General features: G+C 46.0%; 19 protein-coding genes. 9 read left to right on the forward strand and 10 right to left on the reverse strand.

Annotated features, from left to right (window positions below; genetic code table 11):
* The first annotated feature begins 19 nt into the window (after positions 1–19).
* Positions 20–1,213: a tyrosine--tRNA ligase gene (gene tyrS, locus KFE26_RS06710; protein WP_212599974.1), complete on the forward strand. Its 1,194-nt coding sequence runs from the start codon at positions 20–22 to the stop codon at positions 1,211–1,213.
* A 99-nt stretch (positions 1,214–1,312) separates the two neighbouring features.
* On the opposite strand, the gene KFE26_RS06715 is transcribed toward tyrS, so the two are convergent.
* The 8 genes from KFE26_RS06715 to gltB all read right to left on the reverse strand — a co-directional run bounded on the left by KFE26_RS06715 (position 1,313) and on the right by gltB (position 11,322).
* Positions 1,313–1,741, reverse strand: a complete 429-nt coding sequence (locus KFE26_RS06715; RefSeq protein WP_212599975.1) for a hypothetical protein — start codon at positions 1,739–1,741, stop codon at positions 1,313–1,315.
* A gap of 126 nt (positions 1,742–1,867) precedes the next feature.
* Positions 1,868–2,359 carry a nuclear transport factor 2 family protein gene (locus KFE26_RS06720; RefSeq protein ID WP_028760847.1) on the reverse strand — a complete coding sequence of 164 codons (492 nt, stop codon included), beginning with the start codon at positions 2,357–2,359 and terminating at the stop codon, positions 1,868–1,870.
* Between the two features lies 1 nt (position 2,360).
* Positions 2,361–2,987, reverse strand: coding sequence for a trimeric intracellular cation channel family protein (locus KFE26_RS06725; protein WP_105249873.1), 627 nt, complete (start codon positions 2,985–2,987; stop codon positions 2,361–2,363).
* A complete protein-coding gene (locus tag KFE26_RS06730; RefSeq protein WP_012088590.1) occupies positions 2,984–3,361 on the reverse strand; it encodes a DUF2721 domain-containing protein in 378 nt (125 codons plus the stop codon). The genes KFE26_RS06725 and KFE26_RS06730 overlap by 4 nt, the downstream gene beginning before the upstream one ends.
* Before the next feature lie 56 nt (positions 3,362–3,417).
* A complete protein-coding gene (locus KFE26_RS06735) occupies positions 3,418–4,407 on the reverse strand; it encodes a cobalamin biosynthesis protein (protein ID WP_212599976.1) in 990 nt (329 codons plus the stop codon).
* 22 nt (positions 4,408–4,429) lie between these two features.
* Entirely contained in the window at positions 4,430–5,140 is a 711-nt protein-coding gene (locus tag KFE26_RS06740; protein WP_028760844.1) for a 5'-methylthioadenosine/adenosylhomocysteine nucleosidase, read from the reverse strand.
* A gap of 320 nt (positions 5,141–5,460) precedes the next feature.
* Positions 5,461–6,867 (reverse strand): FAD-dependent oxidoreductase, encoded by a 1,407-nt coding sequence (locus tag KFE26_RS06745; protein ID WP_212599977.1) that lies wholly within the window; start codon positions 6,865–6,867, stop codon positions 5,461–5,463.
* A 6-nt stretch (positions 6,868–6,873) separates the two neighbouring features.
* Positions 6,874–11,322, reverse strand: coding sequence for a glutamate synthase large subunit (gene gltB / locus KFE26_RS06750; RefSeq protein ID WP_212599978.1), 4,449 nt, complete (start codon positions 11,320–11,322; stop codon positions 6,874–6,876).
* A gap of 588 nt (positions 11,323–11,910) precedes the next feature.
* Here gltB and KFE26_RS06755 point away from each other — a divergent pair.
* From KFE26_RS06755 to oxyR, 3 genes are all read left to right on the forward strand, one after another.
* Positions 11,911–12,840: a TIGR01212 family radical SAM protein gene (locus tag KFE26_RS06755; RefSeq protein ID WP_212599979.1), complete on the forward strand. Its 930-nt coding sequence runs from the start codon at positions 11,911–11,913 to the stop codon at positions 12,838–12,840.
* Positions 12,841–13,044: 204 nt separating this feature from the next.
* On the forward strand, positions 13,045–13,410 hold the full coding sequence (locus KFE26_RS06760) for an Hpt domain-containing protein (RefSeq protein ID WP_028760840.1): 366 nt from the start codon (positions 13,045–13,047) through the stop codon (positions 13,408–13,410).
* Positions 13,411–13,692: 282 nt separating this feature from the next.
* Positions 13,693–14,604 carry a hydrogen peroxide-inducible genes transcriptional activator OxyR gene (oxyR, locus tag KFE26_RS06765; RefSeq protein WP_028760839.1) on the forward strand — a complete coding sequence of 304 codons (912 nt, stop codon included), beginning with the start codon at positions 13,693–13,695 and terminating at the stop codon, positions 14,602–14,604.
* Positions 14,605–14,659: 55 nt separating this feature from the next.
* On the opposite strand, the gene KFE26_RS06770 is transcribed toward oxyR, so the two are convergent.
* A complete protein-coding gene (locus KFE26_RS06770) occupies positions 14,660–15,727 on the reverse strand; it encodes an adenylate/guanylate cyclase domain-containing protein (protein WP_105249866.1) in 1,068 nt (355 codons plus the stop codon).
* Positions 15,728–15,849: 122 nt separating this feature from the next.
* Positions 15,850–16,521 carry a DNA mismatch repair endonuclease MutH gene (mutH, locus tag KFE26_RS06775; RefSeq protein ID WP_212599980.1) on the reverse strand — a complete coding sequence of 224 codons (672 nt, stop codon included), beginning with the start codon at positions 16,519–16,521 and terminating at the stop codon, positions 15,850–15,852.
* 690 nt (positions 16,522–17,211) lie between these two features.
* Between mutH and rppH the strand changes: the two genes are divergently transcribed.
* The 5 genes from rppH to thyA are packed head-to-tail and all read left to right on the forward strand — an operon-like array spanning position 17,212 to position 22,489.
* Entirely contained in the window at positions 17,212–17,736 is a 525-nt protein-coding gene (rppH, locus tag KFE26_RS06780; RefSeq protein ID WP_006080762.1) for an RNA pyrophosphohydrolase, read from the forward strand.
* 22 nt (positions 17,737–17,758) lie between these two features.
* The gene (gene ptsP, locus KFE26_RS06785; protein ID WP_212599981.1) at positions 17,759–19,993 is read left to right on the forward strand and encodes a phosphoenolpyruvate--protein phosphotransferase; all 2,235 of its coding nucleotides are present in this window, start codon (positions 17,759–17,761) and stop codon (positions 19,991–19,993) included.
* Between the two features lie 52 nt (positions 19,994–20,045).
* Positions 20,046–20,846 carry a sulfite exporter TauE/SafE family protein gene (locus KFE26_RS06790; protein WP_028760835.1) on the forward strand — a complete coding sequence of 267 codons (801 nt, stop codon included), beginning with the start codon at positions 20,046–20,048 and terminating at the stop codon, positions 20,844–20,846.
* Between the two features lie 42 nt (positions 20,847–20,888).
* A complete protein-coding gene (gene lgt, locus KFE26_RS06795) occupies positions 20,889–21,698 on the forward strand; it encodes a prolipoprotein diacylglyceryl transferase (RefSeq protein WP_212599982.1) in 810 nt (269 codons plus the stop codon).
* Positions 21,695–22,489: a thymidylate synthase gene (thyA, locus tag KFE26_RS06800; protein WP_105249861.1), complete on the forward strand. Its 795-nt coding sequence runs from the start codon at positions 21,695–21,697 to the stop codon at positions 22,487–22,489. Before lgt ends, thyA begins: the two co-directional genes overlap by 4 nt.
* The last annotated feature ends 95 nt before the right edge of the window (positions 22,490–22,584 follow it).

Consider the following 22,584-nt stretch of genomic DNA (forward strand, 5'->3'; position numbering starts at 1 on the left):
CTTAGGAGTCCCTGCCGAGATGGCTGATTTAGACCAAGTATTAGCAGAAATTAGACGTGGTACCGATGAGATTTTACTCGAAGCGGATCTGCTGGAAAAACTCAAAGAAGGACGTCCACTCCGTATTAAGTTAGGTGCTGACCCTACCGCTCCGGATATCCATCTTGGACACACAGTAATCTTGAATAAATTAAGATTATTCCAAGAGTTAGGTCATGAAGTCATTTTTTTGATTGGTGACTTTACTGGTATGGTGGGGGACCCAAGTGGTAAAAATAGCACACGTCCGCCGCTCACCCGTGAACAAGTTTTAGCGAACGCAGAAACCTATAAAGAACAGGTTTACAAGATCCTCGATCCTGCTAAGACTCGTATCGAATTCAACTCAAGCTGGTTAGAGCCATTGGGCGCCGCTGGTATGATCCGTCTCGCGTCTAAGCAAACTGTGGCTCGTATGATGGAGCGCGATGACTTTAAGAAGCGATATGCCTCAGGTCAGTCGATTGCGATTCATGAGTTTATGTATCCTTTACTTCAGGGCTATGACTCAGTTGCGCTACAGGCCGATGTTGAGCTGGGTGGTACAGATCAAAAGTTTAACCTGTTAATGGGCCGTGAACTGCAAAAAGCCGAAGGTCAAAAGCCACAAGCTGTGATCATGATGCCGCTGCTCGAAGGTTTAGACGGCGTGAAGAAAATGTCTAAATCGGCGCATAACTATATTGGCGTAAGCGAACCTGCCAACGAAATGTTTGGCAAGCTGATGTCAATTTCGGACGACTTGATGTGGCGCTACTTTGAGCTGTTATCATTCCGCCCATTGGCTGAAATTGAACTGTTTAAGCAAGACGTGGCGAATGGGTCTAATCCACGTGACACTAAAATTGCCTTAGCTAAGGAAATTATCACACGTTTCCATGATGCAGCGTCTGCCGAAAGTGCGCATCAAGCCTTTGTCGATCGTTCTAAGGGCATGATCCCCGATGATATCGAAGAAATTGAGTTAGCTGCCGGTGAAGGTATTGCGATTGCCAATCTGTTGAAAGACGCAGACTTAGTGTCGTCGACTTCAGAGGCGATGCGGATGATCAAGCAAGGCGCGGTGAAGATGGACGGCGAAAAGCTAGAAGATAGCCGTATGACTTTGTTCGCGGGTACTGTTGCTGTATTCCAAGTCGGTAAACGTAAGTTTGCCAAAGTGACTTTGGTATAGTGACGTTGGTTTAGTTAGGTTTACGCTACAGTAAGTTTAAACGAACAAAAAGAGCGCCTTAGGGCGCTCTTTGTTTTTGAATCTTTTCATAAAACAAGATTAAGGCGCTGTGTTGGCCTCATGCTCGGCGATATTACATCTGTCGGTGCCAAAGTGTTGCCCGCCGCTGCATTTCCATGCCAATTGGGCCGAACTTACCTGCCAAAGTTTAGCGTTTTGTTTCAGTGAGATAATCAACAGCATCTGTGGATGCTGCTTGGAAAGCTCGCTCACTTGATAGGTCAAAATGCCATCTTTATTGGTTTGAGTTCGCACTAAAGTAAATTTGTTGCCTGCATATTGGCTGCTGATTTTATTGGGATCTTCCGACCAAGGCTGATGTTGCGCCTGAGCGGTACGTAGTTGTTGATTAAAATGGCTTACTGGCTGAACGGCGTAGGAAACGATAATGGGCTGTAAGGCCAGTGCTTTGGGGGCCAGTATTAAGCCATTAAGGGCGAGTAGGGCTATCAATCCAAAAAACTTCATACAAACCTCATTGAAACGAAACGGCTCAGTCAATTTTTCAAAGGTGAAATACGCAGTGGTATTGACTCATTGTTAGTTTCGACTCGTTTTTAGGGATCAAGTTTCAAAGACGGATAAATTTTGTGACTACTGCATCGCTAATTGGTCTGACATGGTCTGGTAATCGATTAGGTCGACATGTTCCGTTACTCTGCGATTGAGCATGTCGATCTTAAGGCTTGTCACACCTGGTATCGCAACATCGATGATTTTCCCCGGTTTGCCAAATTGTTCACCTGGACCCTTGAAATGATAGTTACCTATCATCACCACTAAAGATCCTGCGTTATACATATGTTCTATGTTGAAGTTGTACTCGAGCACGCCCTCGTGGGCACGCTCAAGGAAGTCGATAATGAAGCGGCCGCCAGTGTATTTACGGTTGGCGGTTTTGTCGAAGAAGACGCTTTCGCGGTTATAGAATTTTCGCAGTGTCTTATAGTCGTGTTCAGTTAGCGCATTCATATATTTTACGGCTAACTGCTGTTCTTGTGGCATTTCACCTGAGTTGGCTTGCGCCGCTGCAGGATTGAGGGCTGGAACAAAAATGAGGCACAAAATAAAACACAATATTCGCAAACTATTCCCTCTTGGTCTTGAGATCAAAGGCCGGTAATGAAAGATGCCACTTGATGGCACTTAAGCGGATTAACAGGGCACTGGCCATCGCCAGAAACAGCGCCATTTTTTCGCCCATACCGTAGGCTAAGCTCACGGTATAGCCGATACCACCTATGATCGAAGCTGTGGCATAGACTTCTGTGCGTAAGACCATAGGAACTTGTCTACACAGTAAGTCTCGAATAATGCCTCCTCCCACGCCAGTGATCAAGCCCATTACGACGGCAATCATCCCACTCAAGCCCATATTGAGGGCCTTTTCAGCACCTATCACGGTAAAGAGGGCCAATCCAAAGGCATCTGCGACGGGTAAAATATACTCGGGTACCTTACGAGGGCGACGGACTAATAGCAAACAGACGAGCACGGTCGCGAGGATCACTATGATGTAATTCGGGTCGCGGATCCAGAACACTGGCGTTGCACCAATTAAGGCATCACGAATACTGCCACCACCGACAGCGGTAACCGAGGCGAGCACGATAACGCCAAAGGGGTCCATTCTATGGCGTCCAGCGGCAAGTGCGCCGGATAATGCAAATACAGCGGTACCCCATAAATCAAAAAAGTAGATCCACTGGCTCATTTACTCATCTCTTTGATATGGATATTTAATGCGTCAACAGAGATGCGGATTTCAATCACAGATAAAATCAGTGAATAGAGCAAGAGCAGTAGGCTAGCGCCAAAAATCACTGAGCCGGTTTTATTAAAGCCGATATAGATAAAAATCATACACAGTACGCATAGGGCAAAGCTTGACACGCCTGCTTCCTGCATTCGACGAATGATAGTAATACGCTGGCTCAGGTTCTTAATTTGATCTTTATGTACGGGTTTTTCACCATTGCTTAAATTTCGGATTAATGCGGCTAAGGCAAAAAAACGATTGGTATAAGCTAATAATAACAATGAGATAGCAGGAAATAACAACGCAGGTGTTGTTAATGAAACATGCATGTTTTCGAGCAAGATGGTCAGCCTTTAACTTCACGTTGAGATAATGCGGCATCATATCACAGGCTTTGTAACCAACGTAAACTTGCCCATAACAAGGGCAGTATAATGATAAAGCTAAACCAGATAGCACAGGCACGTGAGGTCAGCTTAATTGCAGGCGTGATGTCATCACAGGTTGGCTGCGGACCGTAGCACAATTTATCCACATTGATACGCACGCCAGCAAACTTCTGTGGTCCACCGAGCTCGATTCTCAAAATACTGGCCACGAGATTCACACTGAGAACATAACCTCGAATAGCGTGATGATTTTTAGGGGCTCTAAAAAGTTTTGCAAACGCCTTAGGCCCGCCTTGAATGGCGAGCGACAGGCTCCACAACCAAGCCGGAATCGCCAGCAAGATAATCGATACACCATTCACAGTACTGCAGAAATGTTGATACTTTGGTTGAATGGGCGGCCAGCTCAATTCGAGTTGTTTGAGCATTCGCACAGCTAGCACTAGCGGTGCTCCAGCAATAGCGAAAAAGAAAATGGTCGATGCTGTGCCGTAAATAGGCGCTGTGGCGAGTTTTTCTATGGTGGCTTTGGCTAGGCCGATTTCCGACAAACTATCGGTATCGCGCACTACCCAAGGCTGTAAAAGCTTTTTTGCGCTGGCATTGTCTCCACGTTTTAAGGCTTTAGCGATTTCATCGGCGACTTGGCTAAACCCTGCATCGGTTAAGCATAGGTAAAGCACCAAAAATTCGAAAAACCATGGAAAGGCAGCCAGTTCGAGCAAAAAGGTGATAATGGCCCAAAACGGAAACAGTAACAGCATCATAGCTAAAAAGCCTGCTGTGGCTTGTTGGCTTGGAGAGCGTTCTGGGCGATTCACTTTGGCAGCGAGTTGCTTGGCTAAATGGCTAAACCAAATAAGCGGCTGCATTTCCCGTGGTAATGGCGCTAACCGCGCCAATAACAAAGCAAAAAAAAGTACCAAAAAGCCTTCAAACAAAGCGCCATCTATCTCGACAAGTTGTTGATAAAAAGAGGTGTGCATTCGGTACTTTCCACTTAAGTGATTATTTTACTGCGCTAGGATTCAGTTGCTCAAGCAGCAACATCACCATCAGAGCCGAGTGATAACCCGCTTTGACAATATAAGAGTCGAAATCCACTGGCGAGTCATTGTTGGCGTTATCCGATAAAGAGCGGATCACCACAAATGGCACTCCAAACTGATGGCAAACTTGAGCGATTGCCGCGCCTTCCATCTCACAGGCGGCCATAGTAGGGAAGTTTTTGAGCATGGCTTGGGTGCGAACAGGATCGCAAATAAAGCTGTCGCCAGTACAAATCAAACCTTCAATTGCTTTGACTTCACCCAGTTGAGCAATCGCTTTGTTGGCAGCTTCAACTAAATGTGCGGCAGGAATAAACGCAGCAGGTTGCTGTGCCATTTGGCCAATTTCATAACCAAAGGCGGTGACATCCACATCATGGTGACGCACTTCAGAAGAAATCACGATATCGCCAATGGCCAACGAATCCACAAAACCACCGGCAGAACCAGTATTGATCACCGCATCCGGCGCATATTTTTCGATGAGTAGCGTGGTCGCAATACTTGCGGCGACTTTACCTATGCCTGAGCGAGTCACGACTACGTCTTTACCCGCGAGAGTACCAGCAATAAATTCAATACCAGCAATGGTTTGCGATGTCGCATTTGTCATGGCGGCGATCAGGTGAGCGACTTCTGGCTCCATTGCGCCAATAATTCCAATTTTCATGGGAGACCTTTTTGATTCAACACTTAAAGAGTGGGACATGGGAATGCTGGCTAATATACCACACAGTTTTATGCAGTCGTTATGGCGAGATTGGGATTGCTTGATAATCGCGGGGTAAAACGCGAGAGGGTTAACGGAAAAGTGCGCCCCTAAGATGCGCGCTTTATCTATCTATTTTATCCATCAACCGATTGCGATAAGCCACTAGTAAATGGCTGAACTCGTTTGCACGAGTCCAGCCATTGGAGTGCTTGTTAAAATGACAAGGGTAAAATGTTTTTACCTGTAAAATAAACACGTTGGCGCTTAATCTATAGCGCTTAGTCTAAGTAATTAAGAATACCTTGGGCGGCATCGCGACCTTCGGCAATGGCTGTCACGACTAAGTCAGAACCACGCACCATATCACCACCGGCAAACACTTTCGGGTTTGTGGTTTGGAATGGGTTTTCATCTAACTTACTCGCTTTGACTCGGCCCCATTGATCGAGCTCGATACCGTGTTCGGCAAACCAAGGTGCAGGGCTGGGTTGGAAACCAAAGGCGATAATAATCGCATCGGCTTCGAGCAACTGTTCGCTACCGGCAATCGCTTCTGCGCGTTGACGACCGCTGGCATCGGCCTTGCCCATGGCTGTTTCAACGCATTCAATGCCAACTACTTTGCCATCTTGGGTTTTAATCGCCACAGGTTGACGGTTAAACAGGAAGTTAACCCCTTCCTCCCGCGCATTTTGCACTTCACGACGTGAGCCTGGCATGTTTGCCTCGTCCCGGCGGTAAGCACAGACTACACTGCTGGCACCTTGTCTGACGGCTGTGCGCACACAATCCATCGCAGTATCACCACCGCCTAATACCACCACACGTTTACCTTCAAGGTTCAGGTAGGGCGTTTCAGTATTCTGGGTGCCCATTAAATGATGGGTGTTACCAATCAAATAGGGCAGGGCTTGGTATACGCCTTGGGCATCTTCACCCTCAAGGCCTGCTTTCATCGCGGTATAGGTGCCCATACCGAGGAAGACGGCATCGTATTCTTCGAGCAGTTTAGTAAATGGGATGTCCTTACCGACAGTGACACCGAGTTTGAACTCAATGCCCATGCCTTCTAATACACTGCGACGGGTCGCCATAACGGCTTTGTCGAGTTTAAAAGACGGAATACCGTAGGTGAGTAGACCACCAATTTGTGGATATTTATCAAAGACCACAGCTTTAACACCGTTGCGAGACAGAATATCCGCGCAGCCTAAACCCGCAGGACCCGCACCGACAATCGCCACTCGTTCAGGGCGTGGTGTGACTTTGCTCATATCGGGGCGCCAGCCTTGGGCAATAGCGGTATCGGTAATGTATTTTTCGACATTACCGATAGTGACAGCGCCAAAGTCGTCGTTCAGAGTACAAGCACCTTCACAGAGTCTGTCTTGTGGACAAACACGGCCGCAGATTTCGGGCAGAGTGTTGGTCTCATGTACTAAATCTGCCGCTTCCATGATGCGACCTTGTTCCGCTAGCTTGAGCCAGTTAGGAATATAATTGTGTAGCGGGCACTTCCACTCACAATAAGGATTGCCGCAATCTAAACAGCGGTCCGCTTGCTCAGCCACTTGAGGCTGGGCAAAAGGCTGATAAATCTCAATAAACTGAGTCGCACGTTTAGCCGCAGGGTGTTTAGCGGGGTCTTTACGACCCACTTCTATAAATTGAAAATCGTTACTCATGCGCCATTACCCCGCTTTTACAACTAATTCTGGGCTCGATTTCTCTAATTTGAGCAGATCGGCCACGGCAATATTTTTAGGTTTTACTAATACGAAGCAATCTAACCAGTTACCAAAATCACTTAAGATCATCTTTGCATGTTCGCTGCCCGTCTCGGCCACGTGGGCTTCAATTAGACCTTTTAAATGTTGTTGATGTATCGGTGATTCGAGTTTTTGAGTATCGACAAGCTCAGTATTCACACGGCGATTGAAGCGGCCGAATTGATCGAACACATAGGCAAAACCGCCTGTCATCCCAGCGCCGAAGTTCACCCCTGTTTTACCAAGGACAACCACAATGCCGCTGGTCATGTATTCGCAGCCGTTATCGCCAAGCCCTTCGACCACAGCAATCGCCCCAGAGTTACGGACTGCAAAACGCTCGCCCGCTTGACCTGCGGCGAAGAACTTGCCGCCCGTCGCGCCGTAAAGACACGTGTTACCGACAATGGCGCTGCGCTCACTTTGGAACGGGCTACCAATTGGCGGGTAGATGACGATTTGGCCGCCAGACATGCCTTTACCCACATAGTCGTTGGCATCGCCGCAGAGTTTTAACTCAAGGCCTGGGCTGTTCCACACGCCAAAACTTTGGCCGGCACTGCCGTTAAAGCTCAGTTTGACCGGCGCTTTGGTGCCTTTGACGCCGAGTGTGCTCGCGATATAGCCTGACAACGTCGCGCCAACGGAACGGTCGGTGTTGTTGATGCTGTAAGCTGCATCGAAACTCTCGCCCTTATCGACGGCGCTTTGGCATTCGTTTAATAAATGCTGGTTAAGCAGCCCTAAATCCGCCGGTGGATTGGTTTCTTGCCAAGTGCGTGACGAGGTTGCTGGCACCTTGGGTTGATACAAAATCGGCGATAAGTCGAGCCCTTGTTGCTTCGCGGTTTGGCCTTCGAGGGCATATAACCATTCGCTGCGACCGACGAGGTCTTCAAACTTGCTCACCCCTAAGGTCGCCATCCATTCACGAACTTCCTGTGCAACAAACTCAAAGTAAGTCATCACTCGCTCTGGCAGACCATGGTAATGGTTGTCACGCAGGTTTTTATCTTGAGTTGCTACGCCAGTTGCGCAGTTGTTCAAGTGGCAAATACGCAGGTATTTACAACCTAGGGCGATCATAGGCACAGTACCAAAACCAAAGCTTTCGGCGCCTAACAAAGCGGCTTTAATCACATCGGTACCGGTTTTTAAGCCGCCATCGACTTGCAGGCGAATTTTATGGCGTAGACCGTTTTCCACTAGCGATTGATGCACTTCGGCTAACCCTAGCTCCCATGGACTGCCCGCATATTTCACTGAGGTAATTGGGCTAGCACCTGTGCCGCCGTCATACCCTGAAATCGTGATCATGTCCGCATAGGCTTTGGCCACACCGGTGGCGATGGTGCCCACACCGGGTTCTGACACAAGTTTCACTGAAATCAGCGCTTTAGTATTGATTTGCTTCAAGTCGAAAATCAGCTGGGCTAAATCTTCGATAGAGTAAATATCGTGGTGCGGCGGCGGTGAAATTAAGGTCACACCAGGGCGTGCATGACGCAGTCCGGCGATTTCAACACTCACCTTATGGCCGGGTAACTGGCCACCTTCACCGGGTTTTGCCCCTTGGGCGACTTTAATCTGCAACACATCGGCATTAACTAAATAATGCGCCGTGACGCCAAAGCGTGCCGAGGCAATCTGTTTAATAGCAGAGTTGCGTTCAGTATTAAAGCGGCGTGCATCCTCACCACCTTCACCTGAGTTCGAGCGGCCACCTAAGCGGTTCATCGCGATAGCCAGCGCTTCATGGGCTTCAGGGCTCAAGGCGCCGATGCTCATGGCGGCGCTGTCAAAACGTGAATATAGATTTGATGCCGCTTCTACATCGGCGACATTAATCGATGTTTGCGCGCCCTTAATACCGATTAAGTCACGCAGTGTGGCCACGGGACGATTGTCGACGAGTTCGGCGAATTTTTTATAGCTCGCAAAATCTTTGTCAATCAATGACGCTTGCAAGGTGTTGACCACATCAGGGTTGAAGCAGTGATACTCACCGCCCTCAACGTATTTCAGCAGGCCACCTTGCGGTAATGGCACATGGGCACGGTAGGCCGCTTTGTGCAGAATAGCTTGGTCTTGGGCGATGTCTGCAAAGCCTGCACCCTCGATGCGGCTAATTACGCCTTTAAAACACAGTTCGATCACTTCGCTGGCAATGCCTATGGCTTCAAATTGTTGGCTGCAACGATAAGAGCCGACAGTGCTGATGCCCATTTTGGACATGATCTTACGCAAGCCTTTTTCGATGCCGTAGCGGAAGTTCAACATCAATGCCGTGGTATCGGTTAAGTCATGGCGTTTCGCCAGTTCGGAAATTGACTCATACACTAAATACGGATAAATCGCCGTGGCACCAAAGCCAAGTAATACGGCAAAGTGATGCGGATCTCGCGCCGATGCGGTTTCAACTATGATATTGGTGTCGCAGCGCAGGCTCTTATTTACCAGCATTTGCTGTACAGAACCGACCGCCATGGCCGCGGGGATCACTTGCGCTGTTTTACCTATGGCTCTATCTGAAAGAATCAACAAAGTCGTGCCGCTGCGGGCTAAACGTTCGGCTTCGGCTGTGATGCGGCGAATGGCGCTTTCTAAGCCTTCCTGTGGTTCGTAATTTAAATCGACAATATTGGCTCGATAGTAAGTGCTATCTAATCCCAGTAACTGGTTAAAATCACTGAATAATAAAATAGGTGAATTGAACATCACCCGGTAAGCATGCCCAGTCGTTTCATTGAAGAGGTTCTGTTCACGGCCAATACAAGTGGTCAACGACATGACGTGCTTTTCACGTAATGGATCTATGGGGGGATTCGTTACTTGAGCAAATTTCTGCCTAAAATAGTCATACAGGGAACGTGACTTTTTCGACAAGACCGCCATAGGTGTGTCGTCGCCCATGGAACCTGTGGCTTCTTCACCTTGCTTTGCCAATATCCAAATAACTTGTTCTAATTCCTCACGGGTATAGCCAAATTGTTTTTGGTATTGCAGCAATAGCTCAGGACTTAACTCGCTGGCACCGTGCTGCTCAGAGGCTAAATCTTCTGCTGGCGTTAAAGTACGGCTGTTTTTCGCCATCCACTCTTTGTAAGGGTGGCGGCGTTTAAGATCGTTATCAATTTCAAAGGATTGGTACAGGCGGCCGTTCAAGGTATCGAGTACCAATAATTCTCCAGGCCCAACTCGGCCTTTTTCAATCACTTCATCGGCGGCGTAATCCCAAATTCCGACTTCGGAAGCTAAGGTCAAAATACGATCTTTTGTGATCACATAACGCGATGGACGCAGACCATTACGGTCAACAGCGCAGGCGGCATGGCGACCGTTGGTCATCACAATACCTGCCGGACCATCCCAAGGCTCCATGTGCATAGAGTTAAAGTCGTAGAAGGCTTTTAATTCGTCATCCATTTCTGGATTACTTTGCCAAGCAGGCGGGATCAATAGACGCATGGCACGGTATAAGTCCATGCCACCAGATAACAGCATTTCCAGCATATTATCTAAAGATGAAGAGTCTGAGCCTGTTTCATTCACAAAGGGAGCGGCCTGCTGCAAATCTGGCAGTAGCGGCGAATTAAACTTATAGGCACGGGCGCGGGCCCATTGACGGTTACCCGTAATCGTATTGATTTCGCCGTTATGGGCTAAATATCTAAACGGCTGAGCTAATGGCCATTTAGGAGAAGTATTTGTTGAGAAACGTTGATGGAATAGGCAGATAGAGCTTTTTAAGCGAATGTCCGCGAGATCGGGATAAAACGCGGGCAAGTCTACAGGCATCATCAGACCTTTATAGACGATAACTTGGCCTGACAAACTCGCGACATAGAAGTCTTTGTCGTCGGTGATCTGCTGCTCTAGGCGGCGACGCGCCATATAAAGGCGACGTTCCAAGTCTTTTTCACGCCAGCCAATGGGGGCGTTGATCAGCACTTGATAGATTTGTGGCAGGCTAGCCTTGCCAATTTCACCTAACACATCGGGATTGACAGGCACCTTGCGCCAGCCTGCAATACTTAAGGTTTCACGCTCGAGTTCGCGCTCAAGAATAAACTTGGCTTGGTCAGCCAGTTCATCATCTTGACTTAAAAACAGCATACCTACGGCAAATTTTCTGCTCAAATGCCAATCATTTTCCGCGGCAATCGCTTCAAAAAATTGCACGGGTAATTGCATTAATAAACCACAGCCGTCGCCAGTGCGACCGTCGGAGGCAATGCCCCCTCGGTGCTTCATGCGATCTAGACCATGGATTGCCGTGCGCACTATACGGTGGCTGGCTTCGCCATCCATCTGTGCTATCAACCCAAAACCACAATTGTCCCGCTCAAAACTGGGATGATATAAGCTCATACAAAAACCTCCCTAGACCTCAACTGATTACTACTCGGGGAGAAAATGTAAAGACTTTCTATAGATATGCACCCGAACCACCCAAATTAGCCTGAGATTCAATAAAGGTCAAACCAAAAATTTGCATAAAACATGGGTATTAATTCATGTTTCATACACAAATCACAATTGCCTTACGTTAACGTCAACAGTAAAATGTGCTGTATAACATTATGAATAAAAAGAATTTTAAAAACTATCAAACTCAAAGTTTACCAAGATGTAACATGCTAGTGGGATTGTTTTTGATTTAGAAATAGTGATTTTTATTGCAAACACAGTAAATAGATAAAAAATTAAAATTGTTGAATTGTTATTCATTTTTGATGTGAGCAAGATCTCAGCGGTAAGCTGGCTAATTTGAGGATGCGCACATTTATGATAATAACGGTATGAGTCAGGCGGGAATTTGATGTAGCGCCAAGAAACCTCTCGCTACCTTGTTTACACTAAGCTTTTTCTTCTATTTGTTCACGTATTTTCTTTTCTATTTGTGATTTTATCTTGGTTATTCTCAATGAAGCGATATGAAATTTGGTGGGTGCTCTGATGGGGCTTGATGCATATGTGAACACTTTTGGTGCCGTTTGTAAGGCGCGATATGGCATCCGACTGCGAAAACTCACTATTGATGCTAAGTTTACTTGCCCTAACCGTGACGGCACTTTGGGGCGCGGAGGTTGTACTTTCTGTAATGTGGCGTCATTTAGCCATCAAACCGCCGATGTATTGAGTATTACTGAGCAACTTGAACAGGGTAAGAGCCGCTATCGTGAGGCGAAGCCTCAGGCACAAGCCGATAAATTTATTGCTTATTTTCAAGCCTACACTAGCACTTACGATGAATATCAAGTGTTAATGGCTAAGTACGATGAAGCGGTTAAAGATGGCGAGATAGTCGGTTTATGTGTTGGAACTCGCCCCGATTGTGTGCCGAATAATGTACTGGATTTACTGGCGCGTTATCAGGCAAATGGTGTCGATGTATGGTTAGAACTCGGGTTGCAAACAGCCAAAGATGAAACACTGCGTAGAATTAACCGTGGCCATGATTTCGCCTGTTATTGTGACACTGTGTCTAGGGCGAGAGCTCGCGGTCTTAAGGTGTGCACTCATCTCATTCTTGGCTTACCCGATGAAACCCATAGCGATTATATGGCGACTTTAGCTGCTGTATTGCAGCAGGGTGTTGACGGTTTGAAGCTACATCCTTTGCATATCGTCGAAGGTAGCACTATGGCTAAGTCGTGGCGAAGTGGGCGCTTACCTTTATTGAGTATTGAGGATTATGCCCACAGTGTCGGTGAGATGATCCGCCATACTCCCGCGGAAGTGATTTTTCACCGTGTCACCGCTTATGCGAAAAAAACTATGCTATTAGCACCCGATTGGTGTGCCTATCGTTGGGATGGATTGGTGGCGATTGTGGATAATTTGCAGCTTTATGGTGGACAAGGGCACGCATTAGCGCAACGATAGAGGCAAGTTAGTGGGATAAATTTACTCCCTAAATGTTATGTCGTCGCTATTATTTCGTAAGCGTTTATTTACGACTATTAGTTTGTTTTTTGTTAATTTTAATCTGAATTAGACCATGAATATCGCTATAAGTTGCACTGACAATTTTAGTGGGTATCATGTGATAAATTCGTTTTAAGCATTGAACCACTTAAGGGAGGCCTTATGGCCACAGTTGAATTAGAAGCAATCCTAGATCTCAATACTCTCGAACAGTACTGCAGCGCCATTGGTGCCGGTACCTTACTCAAGAGTGTGGTGTTATTTGAGCAGTTAATGCCTGAATATGTTGGAAATCTAGTGAAGGCTAACGACGCAGCAGACAAAGATACCTTATGTTCAGAAGCACATAAATTTAAAGGTGCTGCAGGTTCTGTGGGGTTAAAACGTATTCAGCAGATCGCCCAATTATTACAGCATGGCGAAGAAGCAAGATGGGATGCTGAACATGGCTCTTGGGTTGCTGACATCGTTGAACACGCGAGTGCAGATTTACAACAGTTAAAGTTATTCCTCCAAGCCAAAGCATAAAATATTACTTGCTAAGGTAAGTTAAGGCGCAGCGATAATGTCTATTGTTGCGCTTAATTGAGTGAATCTTGCATTGGTTTTACGATTAAGTTTATTGTTTTCGACATTTTCTTGTTAGCGCTTTTCCCATCTTATTTTGTTACTCCCACTTAAGTTTTACGGCGAACCGATTGAATATCGATTCGGGTCACAATCCTGATATCTTATGCCGCGTTATTGCTCATCACTTATGCTAAAGTAGATTTAATTTCTTAATTCATAACCTTCATGGCAATCGAGAAAATGAAAAGTTTACCTAGCTTAAAAAACTTATTCTATTTGGTGAATCTCCATCAAGAGCAGAATTTTAACCGCGCCGCTAAGGTGTGTTTCGTCAGTCAATCAACGCTCTCAAGTGGGATCCAAAACCTAGAAGAGCAGTTAGGGCATCAGTTGATTGAGCGAGACCATAAGTCATTTATGTTTACCGCCATTGGTGAAGAAGTGGTGCAGCGCGCCCGTAAAATTCTCACTGATGTGGATGATTTGGTGGAATTAGTGAAAAATCAAGGTGAGCCGATGACGGGGGATATTCGCTTAGGCTGTATTCCAACCATAGCGCCTTTTCTATTGAGTCGTGTGATCCGCCAGTGTCAGCAATCTTATCCGGCGATGAGTTTATTATTGAAGGAAGATACCACTGAGCGTTTGCTAGATGCTTTGGGTAAAGGAGAGCTGGACTTATTGATCCTAGCGCTACCCGTTGATACAAGCGGTTACCACAGCATGAAAGTGGGCATAGATCCTTTCAAAATGGTGGCCCACAAAGATTTAGCGGGTGGCATACATCAACCTATTGATTATCAAACTCTGCCGGACGAGAGTATTTTTCTTCTGCAAAGTGAGCATTGCATCACAGGCCATGCTATTACTGCATGTCAGCTAGGTGATAGTGCGAAAGTCAATCCGTTTGCCGCCACCAGTTTGCATACTTTAGTGCAGATGGTGAACAGTAAACTGGGCACCACGTTTCTTCCGCAAATGGCCATTGACGCGGGTATTTTGAATGACACAGATTTAGTGGTGATGACGCCACCGGGTGAGGCACCTTACCGTGATATCGGCCTTGTCTGGCGTCAAACCACCAGTCGGATCTTAACTTTTCGCACTTTAGGGTTAATGATCCAAAAATTATTAGCTAAGGACGAGGAATAAACTGACTGTAACTGCAAAGCATTAATTCAAGCTAAAGCTTAAAGTCGATTACAAATCAAAGCGGGGAAACGCCAAACACTTCAATTGAGTGTTGTTTCCCTTTGAGTTTGACTGGGCCTAGATTTGATAGGTGATACTGAGTGTTGGGGTTATCTAAACGTCCCGCGAGTGCGCCCGAAATCAACATGCGCTGTCCTAGTGGATTACATTGATCTTGCAGTCTTGCTAAGGTATTGAGCACGTCACTAAAGAAACTAATTTCTTGTTTCTGTACACCAACAACTGCAGCGACGACTTGGCCACAATGGGCCGCCGCTTTAAATTTCGGCACAAAGCCATAATGCTCTTCAAAGTAGCGGCGTTGCCAGTTCAGTTGTTGGCTAAATTCAAAATAAATATTCATGCAGCGGTCGTGAACTATCCCTTCTTCTAATGGCCAGTGAAGCAGCACTGCATCTCCCATATAGCGGTAGATTTCAGCTTCGTTATTGGACACAGTATCTGAAAGTAAACTAAAGCTGTCTTGGATCAATCGACTAAAGCGGTAATCGCCAAGTGATTCGGCATGTGTGGTTGAGGCGACCATGTCTAAATAGAGGAATAAGCGCTGTTCATATCTTGGCTTATGGTATTTACCAAGGCCTATGTTGAGTAAAATACGCGGCCCGACTAATAATGCCATTTGTTCGACAAAAGCTAAGCTGACTCGTACGACGACCAAATAGACGATCAATGCTTGGAATGAAGGACTATAGAGAATGTGCGCCGTCAGCATTTGTCTGAGGGTCGACATGTGATTTTCGATGGCCCACATATTTAAAAACTGAGTCATGTAAGCTAACGTCGTAGCACCCAGTAATAAAAACAAGCCCTTAAAGATGACTGAAAACACATAGGGGAGGCGATTGATTGCACTGAAATCGGCAATGACGTTCGACATCCAATGTAAGCTGCCGAAAATAATCCCCATGTAGATAGCAAGTGTTGCGAGATCAGCCGAACTTACCGCCCATTGGGGCAGCTCTGGTGATTGGGCATATCGAAAAAACACGAATGCAGCCATGGCAATCGCCCAAGCTAAAATCGCAAAAAGGAGTTTTTTCGCTTGTCTACGTGCTCTCACTGCTTGATTGGTATCCGAATACGGCTGTGATTTCAGGATGCCGTAGTTTATAGAAAAGAGTCACCTTAGTGCCAGTGAAATTTGTGATCTGGATCAATCCAAGTCCATATCGTTACTAAAAATTAACCAAATACCTTATTAAGTATCATAGCAGTGAAACTGGTCTTTAAATAAAAGCCCCTAGGGTTGGTCATTTTGAGGCTACCATCTTCGGCAATGCTTTGTGTTAACGCCTTACTATTGGCGGCCTTAGGACGTAATTGCAGCACTTCGCCGTGGCGCGCTGTAAGCCTCTCTACTTTTCCTAGGGCGATAAGCTCCATGATCTCTTCCCAATCCTGTTGCAGTAATTGCAACTCGTGCGGATCCGGTTCCCACAATATTGGTGTACCTATACGGCGCTCACCCACAGGAATATGCCTCTCTCCTTCAACGGGTACCCAAAGTACTCGCTGTAACTTATGGCAGACTAAGCTGTTTTGCCAGGTTAATCCTTGGATATTCGATAGCGGCGCCACGCAGACATATGTGGTCTCCAGCGGTCGCCCCTGTGTATCAATGGGGATAGTTTTAAGCTCGACCCCTAAATGCAGAAAATCTTGCTCAGGTTTAGAACCCGCCGTTGCGCCTAATTCCATTTCGATTAATTGACCGACCCAACCTTTATCGCGTTTAAGATTCTTGGGGACACGAATGCTTCTTTGGCTTGCTATCTGCGCCAAACTCACGCCCGCTATCATGTTGGCACGTTCGAGTAGTTCAGATAGATTTTCGGGGGGGATAATTCGATTCATGGTTGGATTTTACTTAAAAATAACCGCTTAGCAATGGCGGTTAAAAAATGAGCGCTACAGGGTGAGTGAACTTGTACCGAATGTTTTTATTCTAAGTAACTGATTTTAAATTTTATATCCGTGTTAACCCCCGTTTTGCAAAAAAGTGTTCAAAGTTACTCTCTGCTTTCCCTTGCGTTCCCCACATACTTATCCACAGATATTATGGATAACTCAGTAAAGTGAGCCTCTTAACCTAATAAAAATCCTAAGTCAATGCGAATAAAGTGCATTTATTCTGGCTTTTGTGGACAGTTGTGGACACTATTTGTGTATAAAGTTGAGTAATATCGCGAGAATGATAGAAATACTTCTTGCTGGTCAAATAATGAGCTTTATTGGTTTTTTAGTCTAAAATAAATCATGATTAATGTGCAAGTTTATGAATTTGTTTGTTATTAAGTTTTAACGCTAAATTTTAAAAACGATGGTAAATAGATGTTTTTTGAACGTTATAACAAGTTCACCTGAGTTTCAAACAGAGATATCCACAGAAAATGTGGATATCCCCGGATTCCATCCCCTAGCATTGTTGATAAATGTCTTTTAAGTCAGATGTTATCCAAAGCTTAGGATAAAATAGAGGTTTGCTGAGAGACTAGCTTTATGAAACAATCAGTTTATTAAAATTTAATGTGATTTGGAGTCCATGTGATTGATAGCGACGGCTTTCGCGCAAATGTGGGCATTATAATTTGTAACAGATATGGCCAAGTCATGTGGGCTAGACGTTTCGGTCAACACTCATGGCAATTTCCTCAAGGTGGCGTCGATGATGGCGAGACAGCAGAAGAGGCTATGTACCGTGAGTTGTATGAAGAAGTGGGCCTAAGACCTGAACACGTGCATATATTAACCTCGACCCGTTCTTGGTTGCGCTATCGTTTGCCAAAGCGTTTAGTGAGGCAAGACAGTAAACCTGTGTGTATCGGGCAAAAACAAAAGTGGTTTCTGTTACAACTGAAAAGCCAAGATAGTGCGATTAATTTGAGTTCTTCTGGGCATCCTGAATTTGACGATTGGCGCTGGGTAAGTTATTGGTATCCTGTGCGGCAAGTCGTGTCATTTAAGCGTGATGTTTATCGTAAGGTGATGAAAGAGTTTGCGGTAACGGCATTGTCATTCCAAACCCTAGAAATACCTAGGAAACGGGGAAGACAAAAAACAACGGGCTGATTTCAAAAGAGGATTGAAAACAGTGTTAAATACGCTTAGGGATATTACTCAGGCTGTGGCATCTGCCCACAGTTTGGAAACCGCATTAGAAATCTTAGTTTCATCGACTAAAGCGGCGATGGAAACCCAATGTTGCTCCATCTATATCCTAGAAGAGCAAGAACTTGTGTTATCTGCAACCGATGGCCTTGAAAAAAGCGCCGTTGGTCGAGTACGTATGCCGCTGACTGAAGGTTTAGTTGGACTCGCTGCCCAGCGAGAAGAGGCCGTTAATTTAGCGGATGCTCGGCTTCATCCAAGGTTTAAGCTTTTTCCTGAAGTCGCCGAAGAAGAATACCGCGCTTTTTTAGCTGTACCTATTATCTACCAGAAGGCTGTGGTTGGGGTGATAGTGGTACAGCAGGCGAGTGCTCGCCAATTCAGTGAGGGCGAAGAAGCCTTCCTGATGACGCTCGCCGCCCAATTAGCGATGGCGGTGCGTGGGTTAAAACAAAAAGCTCAAGTCAGCTCCCATCATCAACAAATTCTGTTTCAAGGTACTTCAGCGTCAAACGGTATCGCCATTGCGTATGCCTTCGTTCTTGGTGGGGAAATCCCCCTTGAACAGCCTGAGGTGCGTTCTGACGATATTGCCTATGAATCGAGTCGCTTAACTACGGCTATGGCGCGTTGTAAAGAAGCGATAGGTGCCTTATCTCAACGGTTTGATCGCGAGCAAGATGACGAAGTTGTCTCCATTTTCAATGCATTACAGTTACTGCTCGATGATGCTAGTTTAGGCGGCGAATATACCCGTGAAGTGCAATTAGGTTGGGCTGCTGAGTCGGCTGTGAGCCGAGTGTCTCTACGTTATATTCAACAGTTTTTAGCAATGGAAGACCCTTACCTTAAGGAGCGGGCTAGCGATATTCGCGACTTAGGTCAAAAAGTATTGCGCCAACTTATTGAGCCAGAACGTCTAGAGCTTGAGCCCGATAAACCTGTAATCCTCATTACCCGTGAAGCTGATGCGACTATGTTGGCTGAGTTCCCAAGGCAAAAGCTTGCGGGTATTGTCACTGAGCTTGGTGGCGTAAACTCCCATGCCGCCATTTTAGCCCGCGCCTTAGGTGTGCCTGCTATTACAGGTGTAGAGCAACTGTTATCCGCCAATATTGACCAAAAACTTTTAGTCGTAAACGCAAGCCGTGGTCAGTTATTGGTGTCGCCATCACCTGCGATTGTCGGTGAGTATCGTAGCCTGATTTCGGCACAAAAAGCCTTGCAACGCCAGTATGCCCAAGAATTAGCGCTGCCTTCTGTAACCTTAGATGGTTCACGTATTCGCTTGTATCTCAATGCGGGATTACTCAGTGGTGTGGCTTCTGAAATTGCAGAGGGCGCCGACGGTATTGGGCTTTATCGCACTGAAATTCCTTTTATGTTGCAACAGCGCTTCCCGAGTGAATCTGAGCAAGTCAAAGTCTATCAACAGGTCTTATCGGCCGCGTCCGGTCGACCTGTGGTGATGCGTACTTTAGATGTGGGAGGCGATAAACCTTTACCGTATTTTCCGATTAAAGAAGACAATCCTTTCCTTGGATGGCGCGGGATTCGCTTGTCTCTGGATCATCCTGAGCTGTTTTTGGTGCAGTTACGGGCCATGCTACAGGCTGGGGGAGACGGTAAACAGTTAAGTATTTTGCTGCCTATGGTCAGCAACTTAGATGAAATCGATCAATCCTTAGAATATTTGCAACAAGCCTATGTCGAATTAAAAAACGATGTTAACAGCGACATAGTGATGCCACGAATAGGCATTATGCTCGAAGTGCCTGCCATGTTATATCAGTTGGATGATGTGGCAAAACGAGTGGATTTTGTCTCTGTTGGTAGTAATGATTTAACCCAATATTTGCTGGCTGTTGACCGTAATAACCCGCGGGTGAGCTCGTTATTTGACAGTTATCATCCTGGAATATTGCGGGCTTTGCATCAGGCGCACCTAGATTGTCGATACCATAAACTCGATATTAGTATCTGTGGAGAGCTCGCGGGCGAACCTATGGGGGCCATTTTGCTGGTGGCTATGGGATACGATCAGTTGAGTATGAATCAGGGCAGTTTAGCGCGGATCAATTATCTATTGCGACGTGTTGCGCGGGCCGATTTAGATCAATTACTTGCTAAAGCGCTGAGCCTATCAAACGGCTTCCAAGTGCGTGAGCTGGTTAAAGAATATTTGACCCAGCAGGGTCTCGCAACAATTCTTAATTAACTAATGCCGTGTTAAGCTAAGGCCCTCAATTTATCACGCTGTAGGTACTCGTGTGGATAGTTTGTTGTTGGTGTTCTTTATTTGCTTGGCTTTAGGCGCATTTGTCGGCTTTATGGCAGGATTATTAGGTATCGGTGGCGGCTTGATTGTAGTGCCGGCATTGCTTTATATTTTGCCATCGGTCGGTATTAGCTCTACTCAGCTCCCCCATATTGCAATTGCCACTTCGCTAGCAGCCATTATTCTCACCTCTATTTCGTCGGCACGTGCCCACCATAAGCGTGGCAATGTGCCTTGGGATTTATTTAAATCAATGTTACCGGGCCTGATTATAGGCGCGCTGGCTTCAGGTTTTATTGCTGAGCGTATTCCCGCTGATAAGTTACAACAAGGTTTTGCCATCTTTGTGATTTTAATGACAATTCAAATGGCTTATCCCGTTAAGGCCGAATCAAATCGTCAATTACCTAATTCAGTAGTGCTTTTTGTTGTATCGGCTTTTGTTGCGGTTTTGGCAGGTTTGACCGGGATAGGTGGCGGTATACTGATAGTGCCATTTTTGACTTTTTATGGTTTACAGATGCGTCAAGCCGTGGGCTTTTCTGCGGCGATGGGCTTCTTAATCTCTCTTTCTGGCAGTTTCGGCTATATTATTGCAGGAATGAATGCCCCTGAGTTGCCCTATGGTACCTTAGGCTATATCTATTTACCTGCATTGTTTGGTTTAGTGATCACTTCTGTCTTGATGGCGCCTGTGGGGGTAAAAGCGGCGAGCACTTGGCCAACACCTGTACTTAAAAAGATATTTGCACTGTTACTTCTATGTGTCGGCCTTAAGTTAATTCTGACCTAGTTTTTATGTTTATCTCAGTTTGAGGCTGCTAATGGATGTGTTATGGCGTTGAGTTTCCCCAATATCGATCCCGTGATCGTTTCATTTGGACCGTTTAATCTTTTTGGACAAACCTTTGAACCGGCACTACTTTGGTATGGTTTTACCTATTTAGTCGGATTTGTTGCGGCTATGTGGTTGTTGAACCGCCAAGCCGACCGTTCAAAGGGGATATGGACGCGGGAGCAAGTTTCAGATTTACTCTTTTATGGTTTTCTTGGGGTGATTTTAGGTGGCCGTATCGGTTACGTGCTTTTTTATCATTTCGATTATTTCCTCGCCAGTCCCCTCTATTTATTTAAAATCTCTGAAGGTGGCATGTCCTTCCACGGCGGTTTGATGGGCGTGATTACGGCGATGCTTTATATCGCGTGGAAACAAAAACGTACTTTTTTTGCTGTCGCCGATATGGTGGCACCTGTTGTGCCTATTGGTTTAGGCGCTGGTCGTATTGGTAACTTTATTAACGGCGAGCTTTGGGGACGAACCACTGATCTGCCTTGGGCTATGGTGTTTCCAACCGGTGGGCCTGACCCACGTCATCCATCCCAGTTGTATCAGTTCGCCCTTGAAGGCGTAGCATTATTCCTATTACTTTACTGGTTTAGCAAACGTACCGATAAAGTCGGTGCAGTCTCTGGTATGTTCTTAGTCGGTTACGGTATGTTCCGTATTATGGTTGAAACTGTGAGGCAACCCGACACACAGTTGGGACTCTACTGGGGATTTATGACTATGGGGCAGATACTCTCTGTGCCTATGGTGTTAATCGGTTTGTACTTGATTTTTCGTAAGCAAGGTAAGCAGCAATGAAACAGTATTTAGACTTAATGAAGCACATATTAGCCGAAGGCGTGGATAAATCTGATCGCACAGGTACTGGGACTCGCTCGGTATTTGGCTATCAAATGCGCTTCGATTTGAGCAAAGGTTTTCCTTTGGTGAGCACCAAAAAATGCCATATGCGCTCTATCATCCATGAATTGCTGTGGTTTCTGAAGGGTGAAACTAACGTTGCCTATTTACGCGAAAACAAGGTCAGCATTTGGGATGAATGGGCCGATGATAATGGCGATTTGGGCCCAGTTTATGGTGCCCAGTGGCGCAGTTGGCCAACCCAGAGTGGTGATGCTATCGATCAGATTTCGCAAGTTATCGCCCAGATAAAATCTCAGCCAGATTCTCGCCGTCTTATCGTTTCTGCGTGGAACGTGGGCGAACTGGATAAAATGGCTTTGGCACCGTGCCACGCGTTTTTTCAGTTCTATGTAGCCGATGGCAAATTATCTTGTCAGCTGTATCAGCGTAGTTGTGATGTGTTTCTTGGTTTGCCATTTAATATTGCCAGTTATGCTTTGTTGACTATGATGGTCGCCCAGCAATGTGACTTGGCCTTAGGTGATTTTGTGTGGACGGGTGGCGATACCCATTTATATTCTAATCATATGGAACAGACGGCACTGCAGTTAAGCCGTGATCCAAAACCGTTGCCGACTATGACTATTGTACGCAGACCTGAGTCGATTTTTGATTATCAATTTGATGATTTTGAATTAACAAACTACGCTCCACACCCTCATATCAAAGCCCCTGTTGCTGTGTGATGTATTTTTTTTAGCCTAACACTTCGGGATAACCGAGGTGTTAGGGAGAAACTTACGATTATATTTGTTATTACAATTCGTCTACACTCAATTCA

Origin of the sequence: Shewanella sp. M16, from assembly GCF_018224605.1 — a bacterium.
In the GTDB taxonomy this organism is placed as follows: domain Bacteria; phylum Pseudomonadota; class Gammaproteobacteria; order Enterobacterales; family Shewanellaceae; genus Shewanella; species Shewanella oncorhynchi.

Coding starts and splice junctions, on each gene's coding strand:
- mutH (WP_212599980.1), bottom strand. CDS start 16,521: ATGAATCGAATTATCCCCCCCGAAAATCTATCTGAACTACTCGAACGT.
- KFE26_RS06715 (WP_212599975.1), bottom strand. CDS start 1,741: ATGAAGTTTTTTGGATTGATAGCCCTACTCGCCCTTAATGGCTTAATA.
- KFE26_RS06745 (WP_212599977.1), bottom strand. CDS start 6,867: ATGAGTAACGATTTTCAATTTATAGAAGTGGGTCGTAAAGACCCCGCT.
- gltB (WP_212599978.1), bottom strand. CDS start 11,322: ATGAGCTTATATCATCCCAGTTTTGAGCGGGACAATTGTGGTTTTGGG.
- KFE26_RS06755 (WP_212599979.1), top strand. CDS start 11,911: ATGGGGCTTGATGCATATGTGAACACTTTTGGTGCCGTTTGTAAGGCG.
- KFE26_RS06735 (WP_212599976.1), bottom strand. CDS start 4,407: ATGCACACCTCTTTTTATCAACAACTTGTCGAGATAGATGGCGCTTTG.
- oxyR (WP_028760839.1), top strand. CDS start 13,693: ATGAAAAGTTTACCTAGCTTAAAAAACTTATTCTATTTGGTGAATCTC.
- KFE26_RS06760 (WP_028760840.1), top strand. CDS start 13,045: ATGGCCACAGTTGAATTAGAAGCAATCCTAGATCTCAATACTCTCGAA.
- lgt (WP_212599982.1), top strand. CDS start 20,889: ATGGCGTTGAGTTTCCCCAATATCGATCCCGTGATCGTTTCATTTGGA.
- KFE26_RS06730 (WP_012088590.1), bottom strand. CDS start 3,361: ATGCATGTTTCATTAACAACACCTGCGTTGTTATTTCCTGCTATCTCA.
- KFE26_RS06725 (WP_105249873.1), bottom strand. CDS start 2,987: ATGAGCCAGTGGATCTACTTTTTTGATTTATGGGGTACCGCTGTATTT.
- thyA (WP_105249861.1), top strand. CDS start 21,695: ATGAAACAGTATTTAGACTTAATGAAGCACATATTAGCCGAAGGCGTG.
- tyrS (WP_212599974.1), top strand. CDS start 20: ATGGCTGATTTAGACCAAGTATTAGCAGAAATTAGACGTGGTACCGAT.
- KFE26_RS06740 (WP_028760844.1), bottom strand. CDS start 5,140: ATGAAAATTGGAATTATTGGCGCAATGGAGCCAGAAGTCGCTCACCTG.